Source organism: Bacillus sp. NS1 (assembly GCF_058248265.1).
Map to the genome: position 1 here is coordinate 812,945 of NZ_JBZAZF010000001.1, position 19,429 is coordinate 832,373.

General features: G+C 45.8%; 19 protein-coding genes and 1 other RNA gene. 18 read left to right on the plus strand and 2 right to left on the minus strand.

The window, feature by feature from the left end; translation table 11 throughout:
• Positions 1-48: 48 nt before the first annotated feature.
• A complete protein-coding gene (locus tag AC4CV5_RS04055) occupies positions 49-282 on the plus strand; it encodes a helix-turn-helix domain-containing protein (RefSeq protein WP_003220031.1) in 234 nt (77 codons plus the stop codon).
• 40 nt (positions 283-322) lie between these two features.
• On the opposite strand, the gene AC4CV5_RS04060 is transcribed toward AC4CV5_RS04055, so the two are convergent.
• Positions 323-1,093, minus strand: coding sequence for an alpha/beta fold hydrolase (locus AC4CV5_RS04060; RefSeq protein ID WP_490922116.1), 771 nt, complete (start codon positions 1,091-1,093; stop codon positions 323-325).
• 149 nt (positions 1,094-1,242) lie between these two features.
• Here AC4CV5_RS04060 and secG point away from each other — a divergent pair, with 149 nt between their 5' ends.
• The 13 genes from secG (at position 1,243) to azoRB (ending at position 12,769) form a co-directional block, all read left to right on the plus strand.
• Positions 1,243-1,473 carry a preprotein translocase subunit SecG gene (secG, locus tag AC4CV5_RS04065; protein WP_003220028.1) on the plus strand — a complete coding sequence of 77 codons (231 nt, stop codon included), beginning with the start codon at positions 1,243-1,245 and terminating at the stop codon, positions 1,471-1,473.
• 131 nt (positions 1,474-1,604) lie between these two features.
• Positions 1,605-2,345, plus strand: coding sequence for an alpha/beta hydrolase (locus AC4CV5_RS04070; protein ID WP_017695159.1), 741 nt, complete (start codon positions 1,605-1,607; stop codon positions 2,343-2,345).
• 18 nt (positions 2,346-2,363) lie between these two features.
• Positions 2,364-4,703 carry a ribonuclease R gene (gene rnr / locus AC4CV5_RS04075; protein ID WP_166848377.1) on the plus strand — a complete coding sequence of 780 codons (2,340 nt, stop codon included), beginning with the start codon at positions 2,364-2,366 and terminating at the stop codon, positions 4,701-4,703.
• 144 nt (positions 4,704-4,847) lie between these two features.
• Positions 4,848-5,318, plus strand: a complete 471-nt coding sequence (gene smpB / locus AC4CV5_RS04080; protein ID WP_003220025.1) for an SsrA-binding protein — start codon at positions 4,848-4,850, stop codon at positions 5,316-5,318.
• A 177-nt stretch (positions 5,319-5,495) separates the two neighbouring features.
• Positions 5,496-5,858, plus strand: a transfer-messenger RNA (tmRNA) gene (gene ssrA, locus AC4CV5_RS04085).
• A 184-nt stretch (positions 5,859-6,042) separates the two neighbouring features.
• Positions 6,043-6,837 carry an SDR family NAD(P)-dependent oxidoreductase gene (locus tag AC4CV5_RS04090; protein ID WP_166848380.1) on the plus strand — a complete coding sequence of 265 codons (795 nt, stop codon included), beginning with the start codon at positions 6,043-6,045 and terminating at the stop codon, positions 6,835-6,837.
• Positions 6,838-6,949: 112 nt separating this feature from the next.
• Positions 6,950-7,522 (plus strand): TetR/AcrR family transcriptional regulator, encoded by a 573-nt coding sequence (locus AC4CV5_RS04095; protein ID WP_222142031.1) that lies wholly within the window; start codon positions 6,950-6,952, stop codon positions 7,520-7,522.
• Positions 7,519-7,878, plus strand: a complete 360-nt coding sequence (locus AC4CV5_RS04100) for a DMT family transporter (protein WP_166848385.1) — start codon at positions 7,519-7,521, stop codon at positions 7,876-7,878. The genes AC4CV5_RS04095 and AC4CV5_RS04100 overlap by 4 nt, the downstream gene beginning before the upstream one ends.
• Entirely contained in the window at positions 7,875-8,276 is a 402-nt protein-coding gene (locus tag AC4CV5_RS04105; protein WP_326222085.1) for a YvaD family protein, read from the plus strand. The genes AC4CV5_RS04100 and AC4CV5_RS04105 overlap by 4 nt, the downstream gene beginning before the upstream one ends.
• Positions 8,277-8,376: 100 nt before the next feature.
• Positions 8,377-9,324 carry an EamA family transporter gene (locus tag AC4CV5_RS04110; protein WP_326222084.1) on the plus strand — a complete coding sequence of 316 codons (948 nt, stop codon included), beginning with the start codon at positions 8,377-8,379 and terminating at the stop codon, positions 9,322-9,324.
• 7 nt (positions 9,325-9,331) lie between these two features.
• Positions 9,332-9,988 carry a GntR family transcriptional regulator gene (locus AC4CV5_RS04115; RefSeq protein ID WP_222142029.1) on the plus strand — a complete coding sequence of 219 codons (657 nt, stop codon included), beginning with the start codon at positions 9,332-9,334 and terminating at the stop codon, positions 9,986-9,988.
• Positions 9,989-10,093: 105 nt separating this feature from the next.
• Entirely contained in the window at positions 10,094-11,992 is a 1,899-nt protein-coding gene (locus tag AC4CV5_RS04120; RefSeq protein WP_490922117.1) for an FUSC family protein, read from the plus strand.
• 141 nt (positions 11,993-12,133) lie between these two features.
• Positions 12,134-12,769, plus strand: coding sequence for an FMN-dependent NADH-azoreductase AzoRB (gene azoRB, locus AC4CV5_RS04125; RefSeq protein WP_166848397.1), 636 nt, complete (start codon positions 12,134-12,136; stop codon positions 12,767-12,769).
• Between the two features lie 37 nt (positions 12,770-12,806).
• Here the strand turns inward: azoRB and AC4CV5_RS04130 are convergent, their stop codons facing one another.
• A complete protein-coding gene (locus tag AC4CV5_RS04130) occupies positions 12,807-13,883 on the minus strand; it encodes an oxidoreductase (RefSeq protein WP_490922118.1) in 1,077 nt (358 codons plus the stop codon).
• Positions 13,884-14,010: 127 nt separating this feature from the next.
• Between AC4CV5_RS04130 and csoR the strand changes: the two genes are divergently transcribed.
• The 4 genes from csoR (at position 14,011) to AC4CV5_RS04150 (ending at position 19,362) form a co-directional block, all read left to right on the plus strand.
• A complete protein-coding gene (gene csoR / locus AC4CV5_RS04135) occupies positions 14,011-14,316 on the plus strand; it encodes a copper-sensing transcriptional repressor CsoR (RefSeq protein ID WP_166848403.1) in 306 nt (101 codons plus the stop codon).
• A 73-nt stretch (positions 14,317-14,389) separates the two neighbouring features.
• Positions 14,390-14,599 (plus strand): copper chaperone CopZ, encoded by a 210-nt coding sequence (gene copZ, locus AC4CV5_RS04140; protein ID WP_040081817.1) that lies wholly within the window; start codon positions 14,390-14,392, stop codon positions 14,597-14,599.
• An 83-nt stretch (positions 14,600-14,682) separates the two neighbouring features.
• Positions 14,683-17,094, plus strand: a complete 2,412-nt coding sequence (gene copA, locus AC4CV5_RS04145; RefSeq protein ID WP_166848405.1) for a copper-exporting P-type ATPase CopA — start codon at positions 14,683-14,685, stop codon at positions 17,092-17,094.
• Positions 17,095-17,253: 159 nt separating this feature from the next.
• Positions 17,254-19,362: a heavy metal translocating P-type ATPase gene (locus AC4CV5_RS04150; RefSeq protein ID WP_490922119.1), complete on the plus strand. Its 2,109-nt coding sequence runs from the start codon at positions 17,254-17,256 to the stop codon at positions 19,360-19,362.
• Positions 19,363-19,429 lie beyond the last annotated feature (67 nt).

Sequence of the window (19,429 nt, forward strand, 5' to 3'; positions counted from 1 at the left end):
ATGTAAAAGTATAGAAAAAAGTTTTTTCAGGAACGGAAGGTGAGGAAAGTGCCAGTAGAAAAGATACAGATTAGACGTGATTATGTCTTGCAGTATATGGTCAATAACGATTATTCCCTTAATCAGCTTGCGCTGGAAATCGGAGTCTCACCCGCCACACTGAGCCGCGTGCTGAATGGTGAAAGACGGCCGGGGCAGCTTGTGATCGGAAAAATGCTTCATTATTTTAATTTGAAATTTGAGGATCTTTTTTACTATGATTTCATTGACAAAAGTCAATGATTAATCCAGAAAACGCAAGGAGACCAAGCGTTTTCTATCCCTATGAATGATGTGTCAACACAAACCCTGTCACCAGTTCGTTGCATGTTTTCCATTGTTTTGTCGGCAGCTGATGCCCCTGATATTCCAATCTGAAAAATTCGGCATGGCTGCAAGCTTTACGGTAATAGCCTGAGGCTGGGAAGGTCCAGTCTCGCAGGCCGCCATACATAAACAGCATTGGCATGTGTAAACGGGGCAGCTGTTTAATGCAGTTGTAGCGTAGCGAATCCTGATAATACAGATGCCAATGGGAAAGGTCTGCTTTTTTCATATGGCCTGTTAATAGGTGTCGAAGTTCTTTGTTTTTTGTGTGGCTGACGGCAAGGATTTTTATGAGCAAACCGGCGTTTTTCTCAAGCAGGTACATCCCCGTCTTGTGAATCTTTTCTCCGATTACGTTATGAACAGCGGGGTAAGCGCCGGACAGAACAAGATGCGACACTTTGTCCGGGCGGGTAAAGCCGATGTGCTGTGCGATTAAGCCACCGGCAGAATATCCGAATAACACAGCCTTATCAATGTGCAGAGCGTCCATGAATTGCACGATCTCGTTTGCGTAATAAGAAATAGAAGCTGGCTGATCCGCATGGTCACTGTCGCCGTGGCCGCTTAAATCGGGAAAAATCACCCTGAAATGCTCGGAGAGAAGGCGCTGATAATAAAAAACCTTGCGTCCCATGCCCGGCGGGTGGATGAAAATGATGGGAATTCCCTGTCCATATTCCTCATAATAAAGATGTTTTCTGCTGGCTATGCTGATAAGGGGCATTGTTTTTCTCCTTTTGACCTTTTCATATGAATAGGGTAACCAAGATCATACGTCTTATCCCGCTTTTGGCGTCTGATACAGCGTGACATGCCAACTCTTTTCATGTAAAATAGAAGTAATGTAGGCCAGTGAGTCTGGAGGTGTAAGGGATGCACGCGGTTTTGATTACCTTATTGGTTATCGTCAGCATTGCACTTATTATTGTCGTTTTGCTTCAATCCAGTAAAAGCGCCGGATTATCTGGTGCGATTTCAGGCGGAGCGGAGCAGCTCTTCGGGAAACAAAAAGCAAGAGGTCTTGATTTGATTTTGCACCGCATCACGGTTGTGCTGGCAGTCTTGTTTTTCGTGTTAACGATTGCGCTTGCTTATATCCTATAGGGCAATGTTTGTATAAGGTCTGATGTGAAGTCAGGCCTTTTTCACGTTTCTGGCTGATATTCAGAGCGTTTTTTTCTGATCAAACTGTGGAAAACTAAAATGATCGTGCAGATAGAAAGGGAGACATGAGCATGAAAGTTGTGACACCAAAACCATTTACATTTAAAGGCGGAGACAAAGCGGTGCTTTTGCTGCATGGCTTTACAGGAAATACAGCAGATGTAAGAATGCTGGGACGTTACTTGAATGAACGGGGCTATACGTGCCACGCGCCTCAATATGAAGGACACGGCGTGCCACCTGAAGAATTAGTACATACGGGGCCTGAAGACTGGTGGAAAAACGTGATGGATGGTTATGAATACTTGAAATCTGAAGGCTATGAGAGCATTGCTGCCTGCGGACTGTCGCTTGGCGGGGTTTTTTCGCTGAAATTGGGTTACACTGTACCCATAAAGGGAATTGTTCCAATGTGCGCACCGATGCACATTAAGAGTGAAGAGGTCATGTATCAGGGGGTCCTTTCATACGCTCGCAATTACAAAAAATTCGAGGGGAAAAGCCCGGAGCAAATTGAAGAGGAAATGAAGGAATTCGAAAAAACGCCGATGAACACTCTCAAGGCGCTGCAAGACTTAATAGCCGATGTACGGAACAATGTCGATATGATTTATTCACCGACATTTGTGGTGCAGGCTCGTCATGATCACATGATTAATACTGAAAGCGCCAATATTATTTACAACGAAGTGGAAACCGATGATAAACATTTGAAATGGTACGAGGAATCAGGCCATGTCATTACGCTAGACAAAGAACGTGACCTCGTCCATCAGGATGTGTATGAATTTTTAGAGAAGCTCGATTGGTAATCAACAGGAGGTTGGATAATGGAAAAAGAAGCATTTATGGATAAGCTTCTCTCGTTTATGAAGGAAGAGGCGTACAAGCCCCTGACAGTTCAGGAACTTGAGGAGATGTTACAGATTACGGAAGCCGAGGAATTTAAAGAGCTCGTCAAAGCGTTGGTTGCGCTAGAGGAAAAAGGGCTTATCGTACGGACGAGAAGCGACCGCTACGGCATTCCGGAGAAGATGAATTTAATAAAAGGAAAGATTTCAGCACATGCAAAAGGATTCGCCTTTTTGCTGCCTGAAGATACGTCATTAAGCGATGTGTTTATTCCGCCTAATGAGCTGAATACGGCAATGAACGGCGATATCGTTATGGTTCGTTTGAATTCACAGTCAAGCGGCTCCAGACAGGAAGGAACCGTCATCCGCATATTAGAAAGAGCGATTCAGCGGGTTGTCGGTACCTATACAGAAACAAGAAACTTCGGCTTTGTCATTCCGGATGACAAAAAAATCACGAGTGACATCTTTATCCCGAAAAACGGGAAAAACGGAGCTGCGGAAGGGCACAAGGTTGTTGTCAAGCTGACGAGCTATCCTGAAGGCCGCATGAACGCAGAGGGCGAGATTGAAACCATTCTCGGCCACAAAAATGATCCAGGCATCGATATTTTATCAGTCATTCATAAGCATGGCCTGCCGGGAGAATTCCCTGCTGACGCGATGGAGCAGGCAACGAGTACACCTGACACAATTGATGAAAAAGATCTGAAAGACCGCCGCGATCTCCGTGACCAGGTGATTGTCACCATTGATGGGGCGGACGCGAAGGATTTGGATGATGCAGTTACCGTGACAAAGCTTGATGACGGAAGCTATAAACTTGGCGTTCACATTGCTGATGTCAGCCATTACGTTACCGAAAACTCGCCAATTGACAAAGAAGCGCTTGAAAGAGGGACGAGTGTGTATTTGGTTGACCGTGTCATCCCAATGATTCCGCACAGGCTGTCAAACGGCATTTGTTCCTTAAATCCAAAGGTCGACCGCCTGACACTTTCTTGTGAAATGACAATTAACAGTCAGGGACAGGTGACAGAGCATGAGATCTTCCAAAGTGTCATCAAAACAACGGAAAGAATGACTTATTCAGATGTGAATAAAATTCTTGTTGACGATGATGAAGAGCTGAAACAAAAATACGAGCCTCTTGTTCCAATGTTCAGAGACATGGAGCGCCTGGCTCAAATTCTGCGCGATAAGCGGATGAACCGCGGCGCCGTTGATTTTGATTTTAAAGAAGCAAAGGTGCTTGTCGATGAAGAAGGAGCGGTTAAAGACGTTGTCATCAGAGAACGCTCTGTCGCCGAGAAGCTGATTGAAGAATTTATGCTTGTGGCGAACGAAACAGTAGCGGAGCATTTCCACTGGATGAACGTACCGTTTATATACCGGATTCACGAAGAGCCGAATGCTGAAAAGCTGCAAAAGTTTTTAGAGTTCGTAACGACATTTGGCTATGTGGTGAAAGGAACCGCGGGAGATATTCATCCGCGCGCACTGCAAAGCATTCTGGACGCTGTTCGTGACAGACCTGAGGAAACTGTGATATCTACTGTCATGCTCCGTTCGATGAAACAAGCGAAATACGACCCGCAAAGCTTGGGGCACTTTGGCCTGTCAACTGAATTCTATACGCATTTCACATCGCCGATCCGCCGTTATCCGGACTTAATCGTTCACCGTCTGATCAGAACGTATTTAATCAACGGCAAGGTCGATGAATCGACACAGGAAAAGTGGGCTGAACGCCTGCCGGACATCGCCGAACATACATCAACAATGGAGCGCCGTGCAGTTGACGCCGAGCGTGAAACGGATGATCTGAAAAAAGCCGAATTCATGCTTGATAAAATCGGTGAAGAGTTTGACGGCATGATTAGCTCCGTGACAAACTTCGGAATGTTCGTCGAGCTGCCGAATACAATCGAAGGACTTGTCCACGTCAGCTTTATGACGGATGACTACTATCGCTTTGACGAACAGCATTTTGCGATGATTGGCGAGCGGACGGGCAACGTCTTCCGCATTGGAGATGAAATCACTGTCAAGGTTGTCGATGTTAATAAAGACGAGCGCAATATCGACTTTGAAATCGTCGGCATGAAAGGCACTCCGCGGCGTCCGAGAGAACTTGACAGCAGTCGGAGCAGAAAACGCGGAAAGCCTGCCAGAAAGCGCGTCCAAAGCACCAATACACCTGTTTCTCCAGCTCCGTCTGAGGAAAAAGGGGAGTGGTTCACGAAGCCGAAGAAGAAAAAGAAAAAACGTGGCTTCCAAAACGCGCCGAAACAGAAACGGAAAAAAAAGAAATAGCAGCTCAACCAGCAAATAGGGCCGCAGTGCTCTATTTGCTTTCTTTCGGAAACAGCTTTTCATTGTAGCGGTACGTGACATTTGGTAAAATAGAGCGTATCGCAAAAGGTGGACAGTTTTTCCTTAGAGAGAGGAGGTTCTGGCATGCCAAAAGGGTCAGGAAAAGTATTATCTCAAAATAAGAAAGCCAATCACGATTATTTTATAGAAGAAACCTATGAAACAGGCATCGTGCTGCAAGGAACCGAAATTAAATCGATTCGTGCCGGCCGTGTAAACCTTAAGGATTCCTTCGCCAAAATCGAACGGGGAGAAGTGTTTCTCCACAATATGCACGTCAGTCCGTATGAGCAGGGAAACCGCTATAACCACGATCCGCTTCGGACGAGAAAGCTGTTAATGCACCGCAAGGAGATTAATAAGCTGATCGGGCTAACAAAGGAAAAAGGCTATTCTCTCGTTCCGCTGAAGCTGTATTTGAAAAACGGCTTTGCCAAAGTGCTTCTCGGCCTTGGAAAAGGGAAGAAGAACTATGACAAACGGGAAGACTTGAAGCGCAAGGACGCGAAGCGGGAAATCGAAAGAGCGTTCAGAGACAGTCAAAAAGGTTTCTAAAGGCATAGTGCTTGATTCAAAAATCAGGCCTGTGCTATACTGTGTTCACGATCAGATCACAACGCTATTCATTAGAAGGATTTGACAATTGAAAAGAGCCGTGATCATGTTATAATAAGACTGTAGCCAGTTTGAGTGAGAGCTTGATTATTTTCTCCCGTATTTCCCTTATACCAAGGGGACGTTACGGATTCGACAGGGATGGATCGAGCTTGAGCTGCGAGCCGAGAGGCGATCTCGTAAACACGCATCTAAATATAACTGGCAAAACTAACAGTTTTAACCAAAACGTAGCATTAGCTGCCTAATAAGCGCAGCGAGCTCTTCCTGACATTGCCTATGTGTCTGTGAAGAGCACATCCAAGTAGGCTACGCTTGCGTTCCCGTCTGAGAACGTAAGAAGAGATGAACAGACTAGCTCTCGGAAGGCCCGCCCGCAGGCAAGAAGATGAGTGAAACCATAAATATGCAGGCTACGCTCGTAGACGCTTAAGTAATCGATGTTTCTGGACGTGGGTTCGACTCCCACCGTCTCCATACATACTGACAATAAAGCAGAACCTCTTAAGGGGGTTCTGCTTTATTTTTTCTTCAGATCACAGGCACCAAAAAGTGCGTACTTCCATTTCAATCCCAGCTGTTTCATACTGATTGCAGAGCAGATGTTTCACCAAACGCATTTCTGTCAATAAATAAGAGGAATCAAAAACGGAGGGATGAACGGATGAAGCTGAATTTACAAGGAAAAACCGCACTGGTGACTGGTTCGACATCTGGGATCGGAAAAGCCATTGCCTCTTCGTTAGCTGAAGAAGGCGCGGCAGTGATCATTAACGGACGCCGGGAAGAGAAAGTGAATCAGACGATAGATGAATTGAACGCACAACATTCTGAAGCGGTCCTATATCCGGCTGCATTTGATTTGGGAACAGAAGAAGGCTGCAATGAGCTGTTTCAGGCATATCCGCACGTTGATATTTTGGTCAACAATTTAGGGATTTTTGAACCGGCGGAGTACTTTGATATTCCCGATGATGAATGGTTTCGTTTTTTTGAAGTGAATATTATGAGCGGTGTAAGGCTGACACGCAAGTATTTGCACAACATGATAGAGAAAAAAGAAGGGCGTGTGATTTTCATTGCCAGTGAAGCGGCGATTATGCCGTCACAGGAAATGGCCCATTACAGTGCGACAAAAACGATGCAGCTGTCCATTTCCCGCAGTTTGGCGGAGCTGGCAACCGGCACAAATGTCACAGTCAACACTGTCATGCCGGGTTCTACCTTAACAGAGGGTGTGGAAACCATGCTGAATTCGCTGTATCCTGGTGAAAACCTGACTGTTCAAGAAGCTGAGGCACGTTTTATGAAAGAAAACCGGCCGACATCTATTATTCAAAGACTGATTCGTCCGGAAGAAATCGCCCACTTCGTTACATTTTTAAGCAGCCCGCTTTCCTCTGCGATCAATGGCGCGGCGCTTCGGGCGGACGGCGGTTTGGTCCGCAGTGTCTTTTAAACCTCTCCTTTTGGGAGTGGTTTTTTTTATGTGTTGTTGATTTCCATAAATTTCTGTCGTATAATTCTGGTACCAAAATAGTTTTTTTAGTACCAGAAGCGAGGGGATTGATTTGAAAAATAGAATTCTAGAGGAAACCATCCGGCTGATCAGGCAGAAAGGATTTTCATTTACGATGAATGATTTGGCAGCAGCGCTGGGAACGAGTAAGCGGACGCTCTATGCGCATTATTCATCAAAAGACAAGCTTGCGGAAGCGTTTGTCGAGCAATTTATCGCAGAGATGAAGCAAATGGAAAGAGACATCTATGAAAATGAAAATTTAGACGTGCTCGAAAAAGTGAAAAAAATGCTGATCGGTCTTCCACAGGGGATGGAACTGCTGAATATGGGATTATTAAGTGAACTGAAGAAATACCATTACGATGCGTGGCTTACATTAGATACGTTTATTAAGGAAGAATGGACAGTTGTCCTTGAATTATTAAACGAGTGCAAACAGCAAAAGAGAATCAGAGACATTAATCCGGACCTGTTTGTTCACATGTATATAGGAAGCATCAACCAAGTGTATGACCCAGAATATCCGCTCAAACATCAGTTTACGACAGGAGAGGTTCTTGAATCGATTGTAGATGTATTATTTAACGGCATAACAGCTGATGGGGAGGCTGAAGTTAGGTGAATTGGGTGTTTCTATGCTTAGCGATTCTGTTTGAAGTTGCCGGGACGGTCAGCATGAAGCTATCGTCTGGTTTTACAAAGCTTACTCCCAGTGTGCTGTTGATTTTCTTTTATGGCGGGAGTCTTTTCTTTCTGACGCTTACGCTAAAATCAATTGATGTCTCTGTTGCTTATGCTGTATGGTCAGGGATGGGAATTGTCCTGATTACAGTCGTTGGTTTTTTGTTTTTTCAAGAGAATGTTAGCGTCATGAAACTCATTTCAATCGGATTGATTATCGCCGGTGTTGTGTCTTTAAACCTGATCGATCATGGGACGCAGTCTGAGCTGGTACATAAAAGTGGGCAGTACAAATGAGAAATATGAAACTGTTTTTTCTCGTGACTGATATCGGTTTTATCTTGTACTGGCTGTCAGCTGGGTTTTCGCTGATACCGGAAAGCTGGGCTTTTAAACATCATGACCATCCGTTTATGATCGCCTGGAACTGGTCGTTTTTCCCGCTGGATATCCTGATCTCTTTCACAGGATTGTACAGCTTGTACTTGCAGCGGAAGAACAGTGCTGACTGGAAGCTGATAGCGCTGATTTCTCTTGTGCTGACCTGTTGTTCAGGCCTTCAGGCGATTTCATTCTGGACATTCAGCCGGGACTTCGATCTTGTTTGGTGGCTGTTTAATGGGTATCTATTGATTTATCCTATATTTTTTATTCATCTTCTCTTAAAGGAGAGTCATGCAACAAAGCAGTGCTGACAGGCGCTGTTTTTTATTTTTGTAAAAAATCTTTGTTTTTAGAAAAGTGAAACGATATAATATGTAATATATTGCATATTACTTGTCAGGAGGATGTATGTTGGCGACTCAAAAACAACGGATGTACGGTTTTTTTATGGTCATTGTCGGAGCTGCTTTTTGGGGATTATCAGGAACTGTTGCACAGCATTTGTTTGAAACAAGTGATGTGTCCGTGGAGTGGCTTGTCACCGTGCGCTTGCTTTTATCAGGCCTGCTTGTGCTGATTATCATATCTGCCGGTAAAAACAGACGTGCGGTGTGGGAGATATGGAAGGATCAACAATCGGCTATCAAGCTGATAGTTTTCGGGATTGCCGGCATGCTCGGCGTTCAGTATACATTTTTAGCTTCAATTGAAACAGGAAATGCAGCTGTTGCTACGCTTCTTCAGTACTTGGCACCCGTTATGATTGTGCTGTTTATGCTTGTGACCCGGAAGAATTCCTTTCACTTAGCAGATATTTGTGCACTTGTGCTGGCTTTGGGGGGCACTTTTTTACTGCTGACTAATGGAAGTATTAATAATTTAACTGTCTCGTCTTTGTCTGTCATATGGGGACTGCTTTCTGCCGCGGCTCTTGCCTTTTATACGCTATACTCCAGCTCACTCTTGAAAAACTGGGGATCTGCTCTCGTAATTGGCTGGGGAATGCTGATCGGCGGCATTGGCATGAGCTTTATCCATCCCCCATGGGACGTTGATATACAGGGATGGACAATGTCTGCGAGCGTATCAATCGGTTTTATAGTCATTTTTGGCACGTTATTGGGTTTTTATATGTATTTGACAAGCTTGAAATATTTATTTCCGCAAGAAGCAAGCATGCTCGGCTGCACTGAGCCGGTTGCCGCAGTGGCATCCTCCATTCTGTGGCTGGGTGTGTCCTTTGGATTATACCAAGCGGCAGGGGCGGCGTGTATTTTAGTAATGATTTTTGTTCTATCGCAAAAGAAGAGTGCCGGCAAGCCGGCGGCGTTAAAAAAACAAACCAATATTCAGAGGTGATGCTTTTATGCCAATCCCGTCAAATACTCCGAAGCCTGTCAGGCAGACTGCTAAAACGATTGCATTGGAACAAATTCAAAAATGGATCGTAGAAGGCATTCTCGGTCCCGGAGAAAAAATCAATGACGACGAGTTAGCGAAAGCGCTTGGCGTCAGCAGAACACCAGTCAGAGAAGCTCTGCAATTATTGGCAGTACAAGGCTTTGTTGAAATGTCACCGGGGAAAGAAACAAGAATTTCACAAATTGAAAAAAACGATGTTTTCAAGGTGTATCCGCCAATGGCGGCTCTGCAATCAACCGCTGCCGAACTGGCAATCGAAAACATTCAGTCATCCCACTTGGAGGAGATGGCAGCGATCAATCAGCAAATGAAGGCGGCTATTAACCGAAATGAAATCTATGAGGTGCTTGGGCTTGATAAAGCGTTTCATGATGTCATGATTGATGCGGCCAATAATGAATATATCCGCAATTTCACATCTGTTCTTCATATGCATATTCTTCGGCTTGAATATCTTTTTTTTAAATCGCCGCAAAATTCAATTGAAGAACATGAACAAATCATTCAGGCATGTAAAGAGAAGGATCGGAAAAAAGCGGCCGAGCTGACGTACAGCAACTGGATCAAACCGATTCAGGATATTGCGAATAAATTAATGTGAAAAAGGCAGAGACGGTAGGGTCTCTGCTTTTTTAACGTTTTTTGGGCATACTATAGCGAATAAACGGGAAGAGTTCTACACATTCATGGAAAAGGATTTTGTCATATGAACAAGACTGCTGAGAACAATCAAAGAACCATGCCAAGCATCGTGAAGGATGCCTTTCGCATTCATGCAAATCCCTTTCCTTTGAAAAAGGCAATCGGATCAGGCATCGCTTCAGGGTTTCCTGTGCTGATCGGCGCATTGGCGGGTCACACGGATTATGGTTTAACTGCAAGCATCGGGGGCTTTGTTTATTTATATGCGGGCGGAGAATCGTACAAAAAGCGCGCTTTGAAGCTGTTCTTGGTTTCTATTGGGATTGCCCTCTCATTTGGATTGGGCACGCTTTTGTCCGGGATGGTTTGGATGATGGCGGCTGTCCTGGGCCTGATCGGTGCAGCAGCAATGTTTATTTTTAGCGCGCTCGGTATACAAGGCCCTGCGCCAATGTTTTTTGTCCTAGCTTTTTTAGTCAGCTCCGGGCTGCCGGCCGATTCCTCACAAGCGCTGTTCAGAGCGGGACTGACGTTTCTCGGCGGCATTTTCGCCATGGGCATCGCCCTGATCGGTTGGTTGTGGAACAAGCATGGACCGGAGGAGGCGGTGCTGCAAAAAACATATCATCAGCTGGCAGCATGTCTTTCGGCCGTCGGGACGCCAGGCTTTCATAACGCGCAGCATCAGACGGTGCTTATGCTCAGAACAGGTCGTCAAACGGTTCTCGGCAAGGGGAACAGGCGGAAAAAATCACGGCATGATGAACGGTTTTTCCGCCTGCTCGAAAAAGCTGACGACATATTTCTAGCGATTATTCATTTTTCAGCTGAAACGCCAGACGGAGAGAAGGCACAGATTGAAAAGGCACTCCGTCAAACCGGCGATATGCTTGGGCATGCCCGTGTTTCCAGTGCATTTCAGGTTAACGAGAATGAATCAGAATCCAGCCGGAAGCTGTTTGGAGAAATCAATGAGGCTTTGCATATCGCTTCAGGGCGGTTTGTTAAGCAGCTGGATGGGGAACCGAGCCGTCTGCCAGCCTCTTTTTACTTTTTGAGAAATGCCTTTGACTGGCAGTCTCCGATTTTGATACGGGCGTTAAAGTACGGGATTGTGCTGTTTGCCGCCGATATGTTTGCCCTCACATTCGGTTTTGCACGCTCCTATTGGATTCCGCTTTCGGCAGCAGCGGTCATGCTTGGCACTACTGCTGTCTTTACGCTTCACAGGGCCATTCAGCGTTCAATCGGAACCGTGATCGGTGTTGGGCTGGCAGGCGCAATCCTGTTTGTTAAGCCGGGCGGTGCTTATATTGCTTTATGTATTGCAGCGCTGCAATGTCTTCTTGAGTTGCTGATTGTCCGCAATTATGCACTGGCGGTTCCTTTTTTGACCGCAAACGCGCTTGTCATAACAGAAAGCATGCATGGCGGCGCGGACGTCGGTTATTTTATGATAGCGAGGCTGACGGATGTAGCTGTCGGGAGCGTGATCGGACTATTGGGAACGATGCTTTTGTGGAGACGGTTTTCAACGAAGCGGCTGCCTGAACTGATGCGGGACGTCATCCGGCTGGAAGGGCAGTTTATGGAGAAACTGTTAACCGGGCAGAAAGCAGACGAACACAAGTTAAGGGTGAGCCTTGTCAGGCTTAGGGATGCGTATGACAAGGCGCTTGGGGAATTTCCTAACACTCATGCGGATGCGCTCTGGCCTGCCATTTCCGGTGCTCAGCACTTAGGGTATTATTTGCTCTCGGCCCAAGCCCACCATCGTCCGCCTGCTCCGTTTTCTGAAGAAGAGACCAACCAGCTGCGGGCGTTTTTTGAACAAGCTGAGCAATCCGCTTTGATGAAAAGTATGCCGGGGGATATACAAGTGCCGCATGTTCCTTATTACCCGCGGATCAGCAAAGAGCTCTCCGCGCTGTATTCCGGCTTACGGACAGCTTTTGAGAAGTAAAATAATCTTTAATTCGAGATATTTTACTTGAAAGTAATTTTTATTATCCCTATAATAAAGTCTAAGAGAGACAGAATAATCATAATGCATCTGTATGATAATAATTGATGTGTGATCTTAAAAACGAAAGGGCTGGTAAAAATGGCAAAAGTATTGTATATCACTGCTCACCCGCATGATGAAGCTACTTCTTACAGTATGGCAACAGGTAAAGCATTTATTGAATCTTACAAAGAAGCGAATCCAAATGATGAAGTTGTACATATCGATTTGTACAAAGAAAACATCCCTCACATTGACGCGGATGTATTCAGCGGCTGGGGCAAGCTTCAGTCAGGCACAGGCTTTGAAGAGCTTTCTGAAACCGAAAAAGCGAAAGTGGGCCGTCTGGGAGAGCTTAGCGATCAATTTGCATCTGCTGATAAGTATGTATTCGTTACTCCTTTATGGAACTTCTCATTCCCGCCAGTGATGAAAGCATATCTTGATTCTGTTGCAGTTGCAGGAAAATCATTCAAATACACTGAACAAGGCCCTATCGGCTTGTTAACTGATAAAAAAGCGATTCATATCCAAGCACGCGGCGGCTACTATTCAGAAGGGCCTGCGGCTGAAATGGAAATGGGCCACCGCTACATCGGCATCATGATGAACTTCTTCGGCGTACCATCCTTCGATGGCATTTTCGTAGAGGGACATAATGCGGAGCCTGATAAAGCACAGCAAATCAAGGAAGACGCGATTGCGCGTGCGAAAGAAGCAGGAAAAACATTTTAATGAAAAAGCCTCCCCTTTTATCAGGGGAGGCTTTTGTTTATTGCTCCAGTATAATGGTACGTTTCTCTTCACTGCTTTTCATCGTGGCTTCAATGATGCGGATGACATCAATTCCTTCTTCAGCGGTAACAGGCAGCGCAGCCCCTTCCCGTATACTTTCCGCTATTTTGCGGTAATAGGTAAGATAGGAGCCATTTACCGATGAAATGGTTTCTGTTTTTTTGTCTGTGCCATGAACGGTTGTCAGCTGTCCGTAAAATTCCGGATCATCCGCTCCCCAGCTGTCATCCTCCGGTTTTCTTCCTGCTCTGAGTGCGTCTTCCTGTCCGTCGATTCCGTATTTTATAAAGCTTGAATGCTGCCCGTGGATTTGATAACGAGGCCCATTTGCAGGAACGATCGATCCTCCGTACAGAATGGCTTGGAGCTTGCCGTAATCCATTATCAAATGAAAATAGTCAACAGTTTCAGCATTTTCACGCTGGGCCATCACGTTTGCAGTAACAGCTTTTGGCATTCCGAACAAATGGAGGGCTTGGTCTATGATATGAGAGCCGAGATCATACAATGTACCAGTGGCAGCACCTTCTTTTTCCCGCCACCGCGCTTGAACCTCAGGTTTGTAGCGGTCATAGGAGACTTGATATGTATTGATATCTTCAAGGGATCCGTCAGCAATTAGCTTTTTAATCGTTAAAAAGTCGTTATCCCAGCGCCGGTTATGATAGACACTTAACAAAACACCTTTTTCATCAGCAGCCTTCTTTAATTTCTCACCCTCTTCGGCCGTCGCTGTCATCGGTTTTTCCATCACCACGTGTTTTCCGGCCTGAATGCATGCCATAGCGTGCTCGTAATGAAGCCCGCTCGGGGTAGTGACGATGACAAGCTCAATGGCCGGGTCATTTGTCATGTCCTCAAGTTCATGCACAACTTCTGCATCAGGAAAATCCCGTTTTACTTCTTCTGTCCGTGATGTCATAACTTTGCTGATGTGATACTCATCCAGAACGGCAAGCAGCGGCGCATGAAAAACAGAACCAGACAGTCCGTACCCTAATATCCCAACCTTTATCGTATCCACTTTTCTTCTCCCCTTTAAAAGCGTTTTCACAAAAGGTATATACCCTTTTATGAAAATGGTAAAACCTAACTGATTCATTTTTTTGCGGCGGCATGCTTAGACAACAGTTTGGACAATCAGTATAATGGGAATTAATATAAGAAACAGAGGTGTACGCATGGAGAAGCATAACGAACATAAAGCATTAAACCATAAAAGCTCAAAAGAAAAGGATCAAATCACAAACAGGCTAAAGCGGATTGAAGGCCAGGTCAGAGGCATTCAAAATATGGTGGAAAACGATAGATATTGTGTAGACATTCTTGTGCAAATTTCAGCTGTTCAGGCGGCAATGCAAAAGGTGGCTCTCCACTTGCTTGAGGACCATGCCCATCATTGTGTAGCAGATGCAATCAAAAGCGGAGACGGGGAGCAGGCCATTTCTGAGCTTTTGGACGTATTTAAAAAGTTCACAAAATCATAAAGTCTTTTTTTGTTGTAATACCCTACGGGGGTATGGTAGGATGAAAACAGAAAGATAAACAGGAGGAATTCAAATGGAACAAAAAACATTGCAAGTTGAAGGAATGTCTTGTCAGCACTGCGTCAAAGCTGTGGAAACGAGCGTAGGGGAACTGGACGGCGTCAGTGCTGTTCATGTCAATCTGGAAGCGGGAAAAGTCGATGTTTCGTTTGATGCTGACAAAGTATCAGTCAAGGACATTGCGGATGCGATAGAAGATCAGGGCTATGATGTAGCCGATTGATTCGAGGTGTCGCGCCTTTAGGGAGGCGCGATATTTCTTTCATTTTTATATACCCCCCTGGCGTATATAAAGGAGTGAGTATATTGAGTGAACAAAAGGAAATCGCGATGCAGGTATCGGGTATGACCTGTGCGGCATGTGCCTCCAGAATTGAAAAAGGTTTGAAGCGGATGCCCGGTGTGAAGGATGCCAATGTCAATCTGGCAATGGAAACGTCAAATGTCACCTACGATCCCGCTGAGACAGGGGCTGCAGCGATTCAGGAAAAAATAGAAAAGCTGGGCTATCACGTCGTAACAGAAAAAGCTGAATTCGATATTGAAGGCATGACTTGTGCAGCCTGCGCCAATCGGATTGAAAAGCGTCTTAACAAAATAGAAGGCGTCACAAATGCTCCTGTAAACTTCGCTTTAGAAACGGTTACGGTTGAGTACAATCCAAAAGAAGCGTCTGCCGGCGATTTGATAGAAGTGGTAGATAAGCTGGGATATAAACTTAAGCCCAAGGGCGATGTAGAAGGTGAAGCAGCATCTTCTAAAAAGAAAGAAGAACGGAAGCAAATGGTGAGACTGATCTTTTCAGCGGTTCTGTCGTTTCCATTGCTTTGGGCGATGGTGAGCCATTTTACGTTTACATCGTTTATTTGGGTGCCGGATATATTTCTCAATCCGTGGATGCAGTTTGCGCTGGCGACACCAGTCCAGTTTCTGATCGGCTGGCCGTTTTATGCGGGTGCGTATAAGGCGCTCAGAAATAAAAGCGCCAATATGGATGTATTGGTCGCGCTAGGTACGACGGCTGCTTACGCTTACAGCCTTTATCTTACCATCCAAAGCATCGGTTCCCATGGACATACAGACGGTCTTTATTATGAAACAAGCGCGATTTTGCTGACACTGATTTTATTAGGCAAGCTGTTTGAAACAAAAGCAAAGGGCCGTTCTTCGGATGCCATTAAAAAGCTGATGAAACTTCAAGCGAAGACAGCGACTGTCGTAAGAAACGGACAGGAGCAAATCATTCCGATAGACGAAGTACTAGTTAATGACATTGTTTACGTCAAACCGGGCGAACGAATTCCTGTCGACGGAGAAGTGGTTGAAGGCCGCTCGGCTGTAGATGAGTCAATGATCACAGGCGAAAGTCTTCCTGTTGACAAAAATCCAGGTGACAGCGCGACAGGTGCAACCGTGAACTCAAACGGCTTCCTGAAAATTAAAGCTGTCAACGTCGGAAAGGATACGGCACTTTCTCATATCATCAAAATTGTCGAGGAAGCACAAGGGTCAAAAGCGCCGATCCAGCGTCTCGCCGATCAGATTTCCGGTATTTTTGTACCCGTCGTATTGGGGATTGCCGTTCTCACTTTCCTCATTTGGTATCTTTGGGCGGCTCCCGGCGATTTTGCCGAAGCCATCAGCAAGTTTATTGCGGTTCTTGTCATTGCCTGCCCATGCGCCCTAGGCCTTGCCACTCCGACAAGTATTATGGCTGGATCTGGGCGCGCTGCTGAATTCGGGATTCTTTTTAAAGGCGGTGAGCATTTAGAAAAAACACATCGTCTTGATACAATTGTTCTCGATAAAACCGGAACTGTGACAAACGGGAAGCCGCAGCTGACAGATGCCATTCCATTCGGCCGTTTTGAAGAAGCAGATCTGCTGCAATTTGCGGCTGCAGCTGAAACGGGATCGGAGCATCCGCTCGGTGAAGCGATTGTTGCGGGCGTGAAAGAAAAAGGGCTTGAGATACCGAAGCTGACCCGCTTTGAAGCAAAGGTTGGCGCAGGCATTTTGGCTGAAGCAGGAGGCAAAACCATTCTCGTCGGCACAAGAAAGTTAATGGAGAGCGAACAGGTTGAGCATGGAGCACTTCTTGCCCAAATGGAAGAACTTGAGGCAGAAGGGAAAACAGCTATGCTTGTCTCCATTGATGGTGAAGCCGCCGGGCTTGTAGCGGTTGCCGATACAATAAAAGACACGTCACGGGCAGCAGTAGCCCGTCTAAAAGAGTTGGGCCTGGATGTCATCATGATGACAGGAGACAATCGCAGAACCGCTGAAGCAATTGCGAAGGAAGCGGGAATTACGAGTGTCATTGCGGAAGTCCTTCCGGAACAAAAAGCAGCAGAAATTTCCCGCCTGCAAAAAGAAGGCCGCCAGACGGCCATGGTAGGCGATGGAATTAACGATGCGCCGGCGCTTGCCACAGCCGATATCGGCATGGCGATTGGAACAGGCACGGACATTGCCATGGAAACGGCAGACATTACGCTTATTCGCGGCGATCTGAACAGCATTGCCGACGCAATTCGCATGAGCAGATTAACAATGAAAAACATTAAACAAAACTTATTCTGGGCGCTTGGCTATAACAGCCTAGGCATCCCAATCGCAGCGCTTGGATTTTTAGCGCCATGGATAGCAGGAGCAGCAATGGCGTTCAGCTCCGTTTCCGTTGTTCTGAATGCGCTCCGTTTGCAGAAAGTAAAATAAAGACCGGCTATATGCCGGTTTTTGTTTTACATTGACACTTTCTTGGAAAACGACATATAATAGATGTAACCAATATATGAGTATGTGCTCATATATAAAAATTCAATATCAACACTCATTGATACGCTTTGAAGAGGGAACCCTAAATCGGAAGGTAAGGTGAGACTAGTGAAACAGGAATACGTTCTGGACGGTTTGGATTGCAGCAATTGTGCTCAAAAAATTGAAAATGGAGTCAAAGACATAAAAGGCATAGACGGATGCGCGGTAAATTTTGCGGCAAGCACCTTAACTGTCTCAGCCGATGGGAAAGAAGAGCAATGGGTCACCAATAAAGTGGAGAAAAAAGTGAAATCAATCGATCCGCATGTAACGGTTCGTCAAAAGCATAAAAAGAAATCAGCAGATGACGGCTACCGTAATCGAATGATCAAAATGCTGAGCAGAATGGCGGCGGCTGTCATTCTCGGAGCAGTGGCATATGCCGTTCATTCCGGAACAATCGAATTTTTGCTTTTCCTTGCCGCCTATTTGATCATCGGCGGTGACATTGTCCTCCGTGCAGTCAAAAACATCAGCCGCGGTCAGGTATTTGATGAGCATTTCTTAATGGCTCTTGCCACAATCGGCGCTTTTCTAATTCAGCAATACCCTGAAGGCGTTGCCGTTATGCTGTTTTATCAAATCGGTGAGCTTTTTCAAGGAGCCGCGGTCAGCCGGTCCAGAAAATCAATCAGTGCGTTAATGGACATACGGCCTGATTACGCCAATGTCAAAACAGAGAACGGCATCGAACTGGTTTCTCCGGAGGACGTACAGATTGGAGATATCATTGTGGTCAATCCGGGAGAAAGCATACCCCTTGACGGTAAGGTCGTGCAGGGATCAGCGATGGTTGATACGTCTGCTTTGACAGGTGAATCCGTTCCTAGAAAAGCTGCAGTAGGACAAGATGTGATGTCAGGCTTCATCAATAAAAACGGCGTTCTGCATATTGAAGTCACAAAGGGCTACCAGGAGTCTGCAGTATCAAAAATATTAGATTTGGTTCAGAATGCGAGCAGCCGTAAAGCGCGGACAGAAAACTTTATCACGAAGTTTGCCAAGTATTATACACCTGCTGTTGTGATCATCGCGGTATTGCTGGCCTTTGTCCCGCCGTTGGTTATTCCTGGCGCCGCACTTTCTGATTGGGTGTACCGTGCACTGATTTTCTTAGTGATTTCTTGTCCATGTGCGCTTGTTGTCTCTATTCCGCTCGGTTTCTTCGGAGGAATCGGAGCAGCCTCAAAGGCCGGAGTGCTTGTGAAGGGAAGCAATTATTTAGAAGCCTTGAATCAAGTTAAATACGCGGTGTTTGATAAAACAGGAACATTAACAAAAGGCAGCTTTGAAGTGACAGAAATCAAACCTGCGGAAGGATTTACAAAGGAAAGATTACTTGAAGCGGCGGCATATGCTGAGCTTCATTCCCAGCATCCGATTGCCGAATCTATACGTAAAGCTTATGGAAAAATGCTCTCCTCTGACGTGATAGAGTCATATGAGGAAATATCCGGACACGGCATTTTTGCAAAAGTAAACGGAACAGAAATCCTTGCTGGGAATAAAAAGCTCATGGAAAGAGAACAGATTGAGGGTGTCCCGGTCGAAAATGCCGGAACAATCGTACACGTTGCTGTTGATCAACGCTATGCCGGAGCCATCATCATAGCGGATGAAGTAAAAGAAGATGCAGCACAGGCGGTTGCTGATCTGAAATCGCTTGGAATCAAACAAACAGTGATGCTGACAGGTGATTCGAAACAAACGGGAGAAGCCGTCGGAAAACAGCTTGGCATTGACGAGGTATATGCGGAGCTGCTGCCGCAGGATAAAGTGTCGCGGGTCGAAGCATTGGAAGCCAAGCTTTCGCCAAATGAAAAACTCATTTTTGTCGGTGACGGCATTAATGATACGCCGGTACTTGCGCGTGCGGATATCGGAGCGGCCATGGGAGGCCTTGGCTCAGACGCTGCTGTAGAAGCCGCAGACGTCGTGCTGATGACAGATCAGCCGTCGAAAATAGCGGAAGCGATTCGCATTGCGAAACGGACACGGCGAATCGTGTGGCAAAATATCGGCTTTGCTTTAGGTGTAAAAGCGATCTTTCTCATACTCGGAGCATTTGGAATTGCGACCATGTGGGAAGCGGTTTTCTCAGATGTCGGCGTTACACTGCTCGCTGTGGCAAACGCCATGCGCGTTATGCGTCTCAAAAACAGATAAATTGTCGGAGAGAATTCATTTTTTCGGGGTTTTCTTATAGGCGCTTGTCTTGTTAAAATAAAGAAGT

Coding starts and splice junctions, on each gene's coding strand:
- copZ (WP_040081817.1), top strand. CDS start 14,390: ATGGAACAAAAAACATTGCAAGTTGAAGGAATGTCTTGTCAGCACTGC.
- AC4CV5_RS04060 (WP_490922116.1), bottom strand. CDS start 1,093: ATGCCCCTTATCAGCATAGCCAGCAGAAAACATCTTTATTATGAGGAA.
- azoRB (WP_166848397.1), top strand. CDS start 12,134: ATGGCAAAAGTATTGTATATCACTGCTCACCCGCATGATGAAGCTACT.
- AC4CV5_RS04090 (WP_166848380.1), top strand. CDS start 6,043: ATGAAGCTGAATTTACAAGGAAAAACCGCACTGGTGACTGGTTCGACA.
- AC4CV5_RS04115 (WP_222142029.1), top strand. CDS start 9,332: ATGCCAATCCCGTCAAATACTCCGAAGCCTGTCAGGCAGACTGCTAAA.
- AC4CV5_RS04120 (WP_490922117.1), top strand. CDS start 10,094: ATGAACAAGACTGCTGAGAACAATCAAAGAACCATGCCAAGCATCGTG.
- rnr (WP_166848377.1), top strand. CDS start 2,364: ATGGAAAAAGAAGCATTTATGGATAAGCTTCTCTCGTTTATGAAGGAA.
- AC4CV5_RS04070 (WP_017695159.1), top strand. CDS start 1,605: ATGAAAGTTGTGACACCAAAACCATTTACATTTAAAGGCGGAGACAAA.
- smpB (WP_003220025.1), top strand. CDS start 4,848: ATGCCAAAAGGGTCAGGAAAAGTATTATCTCAAAATAAGAAAGCCAAT.
- secG (WP_003220028.1), top strand. CDS start 1,243: ATGCACGCGGTTTTGATTACCTTATTGGTTATCGTCAGCATTGCACTT.
- csoR (WP_166848403.1), top strand. CDS start 14,011: ATGGAGAAGCATAACGAACATAAAGCATTAAACCATAAAAGCTCAAAA.
- AC4CV5_RS04105 (WP_326222085.1), top strand. CDS start 7,875: ATGAGAAATATGAAACTGTTTTTTCTCGTGACTGATATCGGTTTTATC.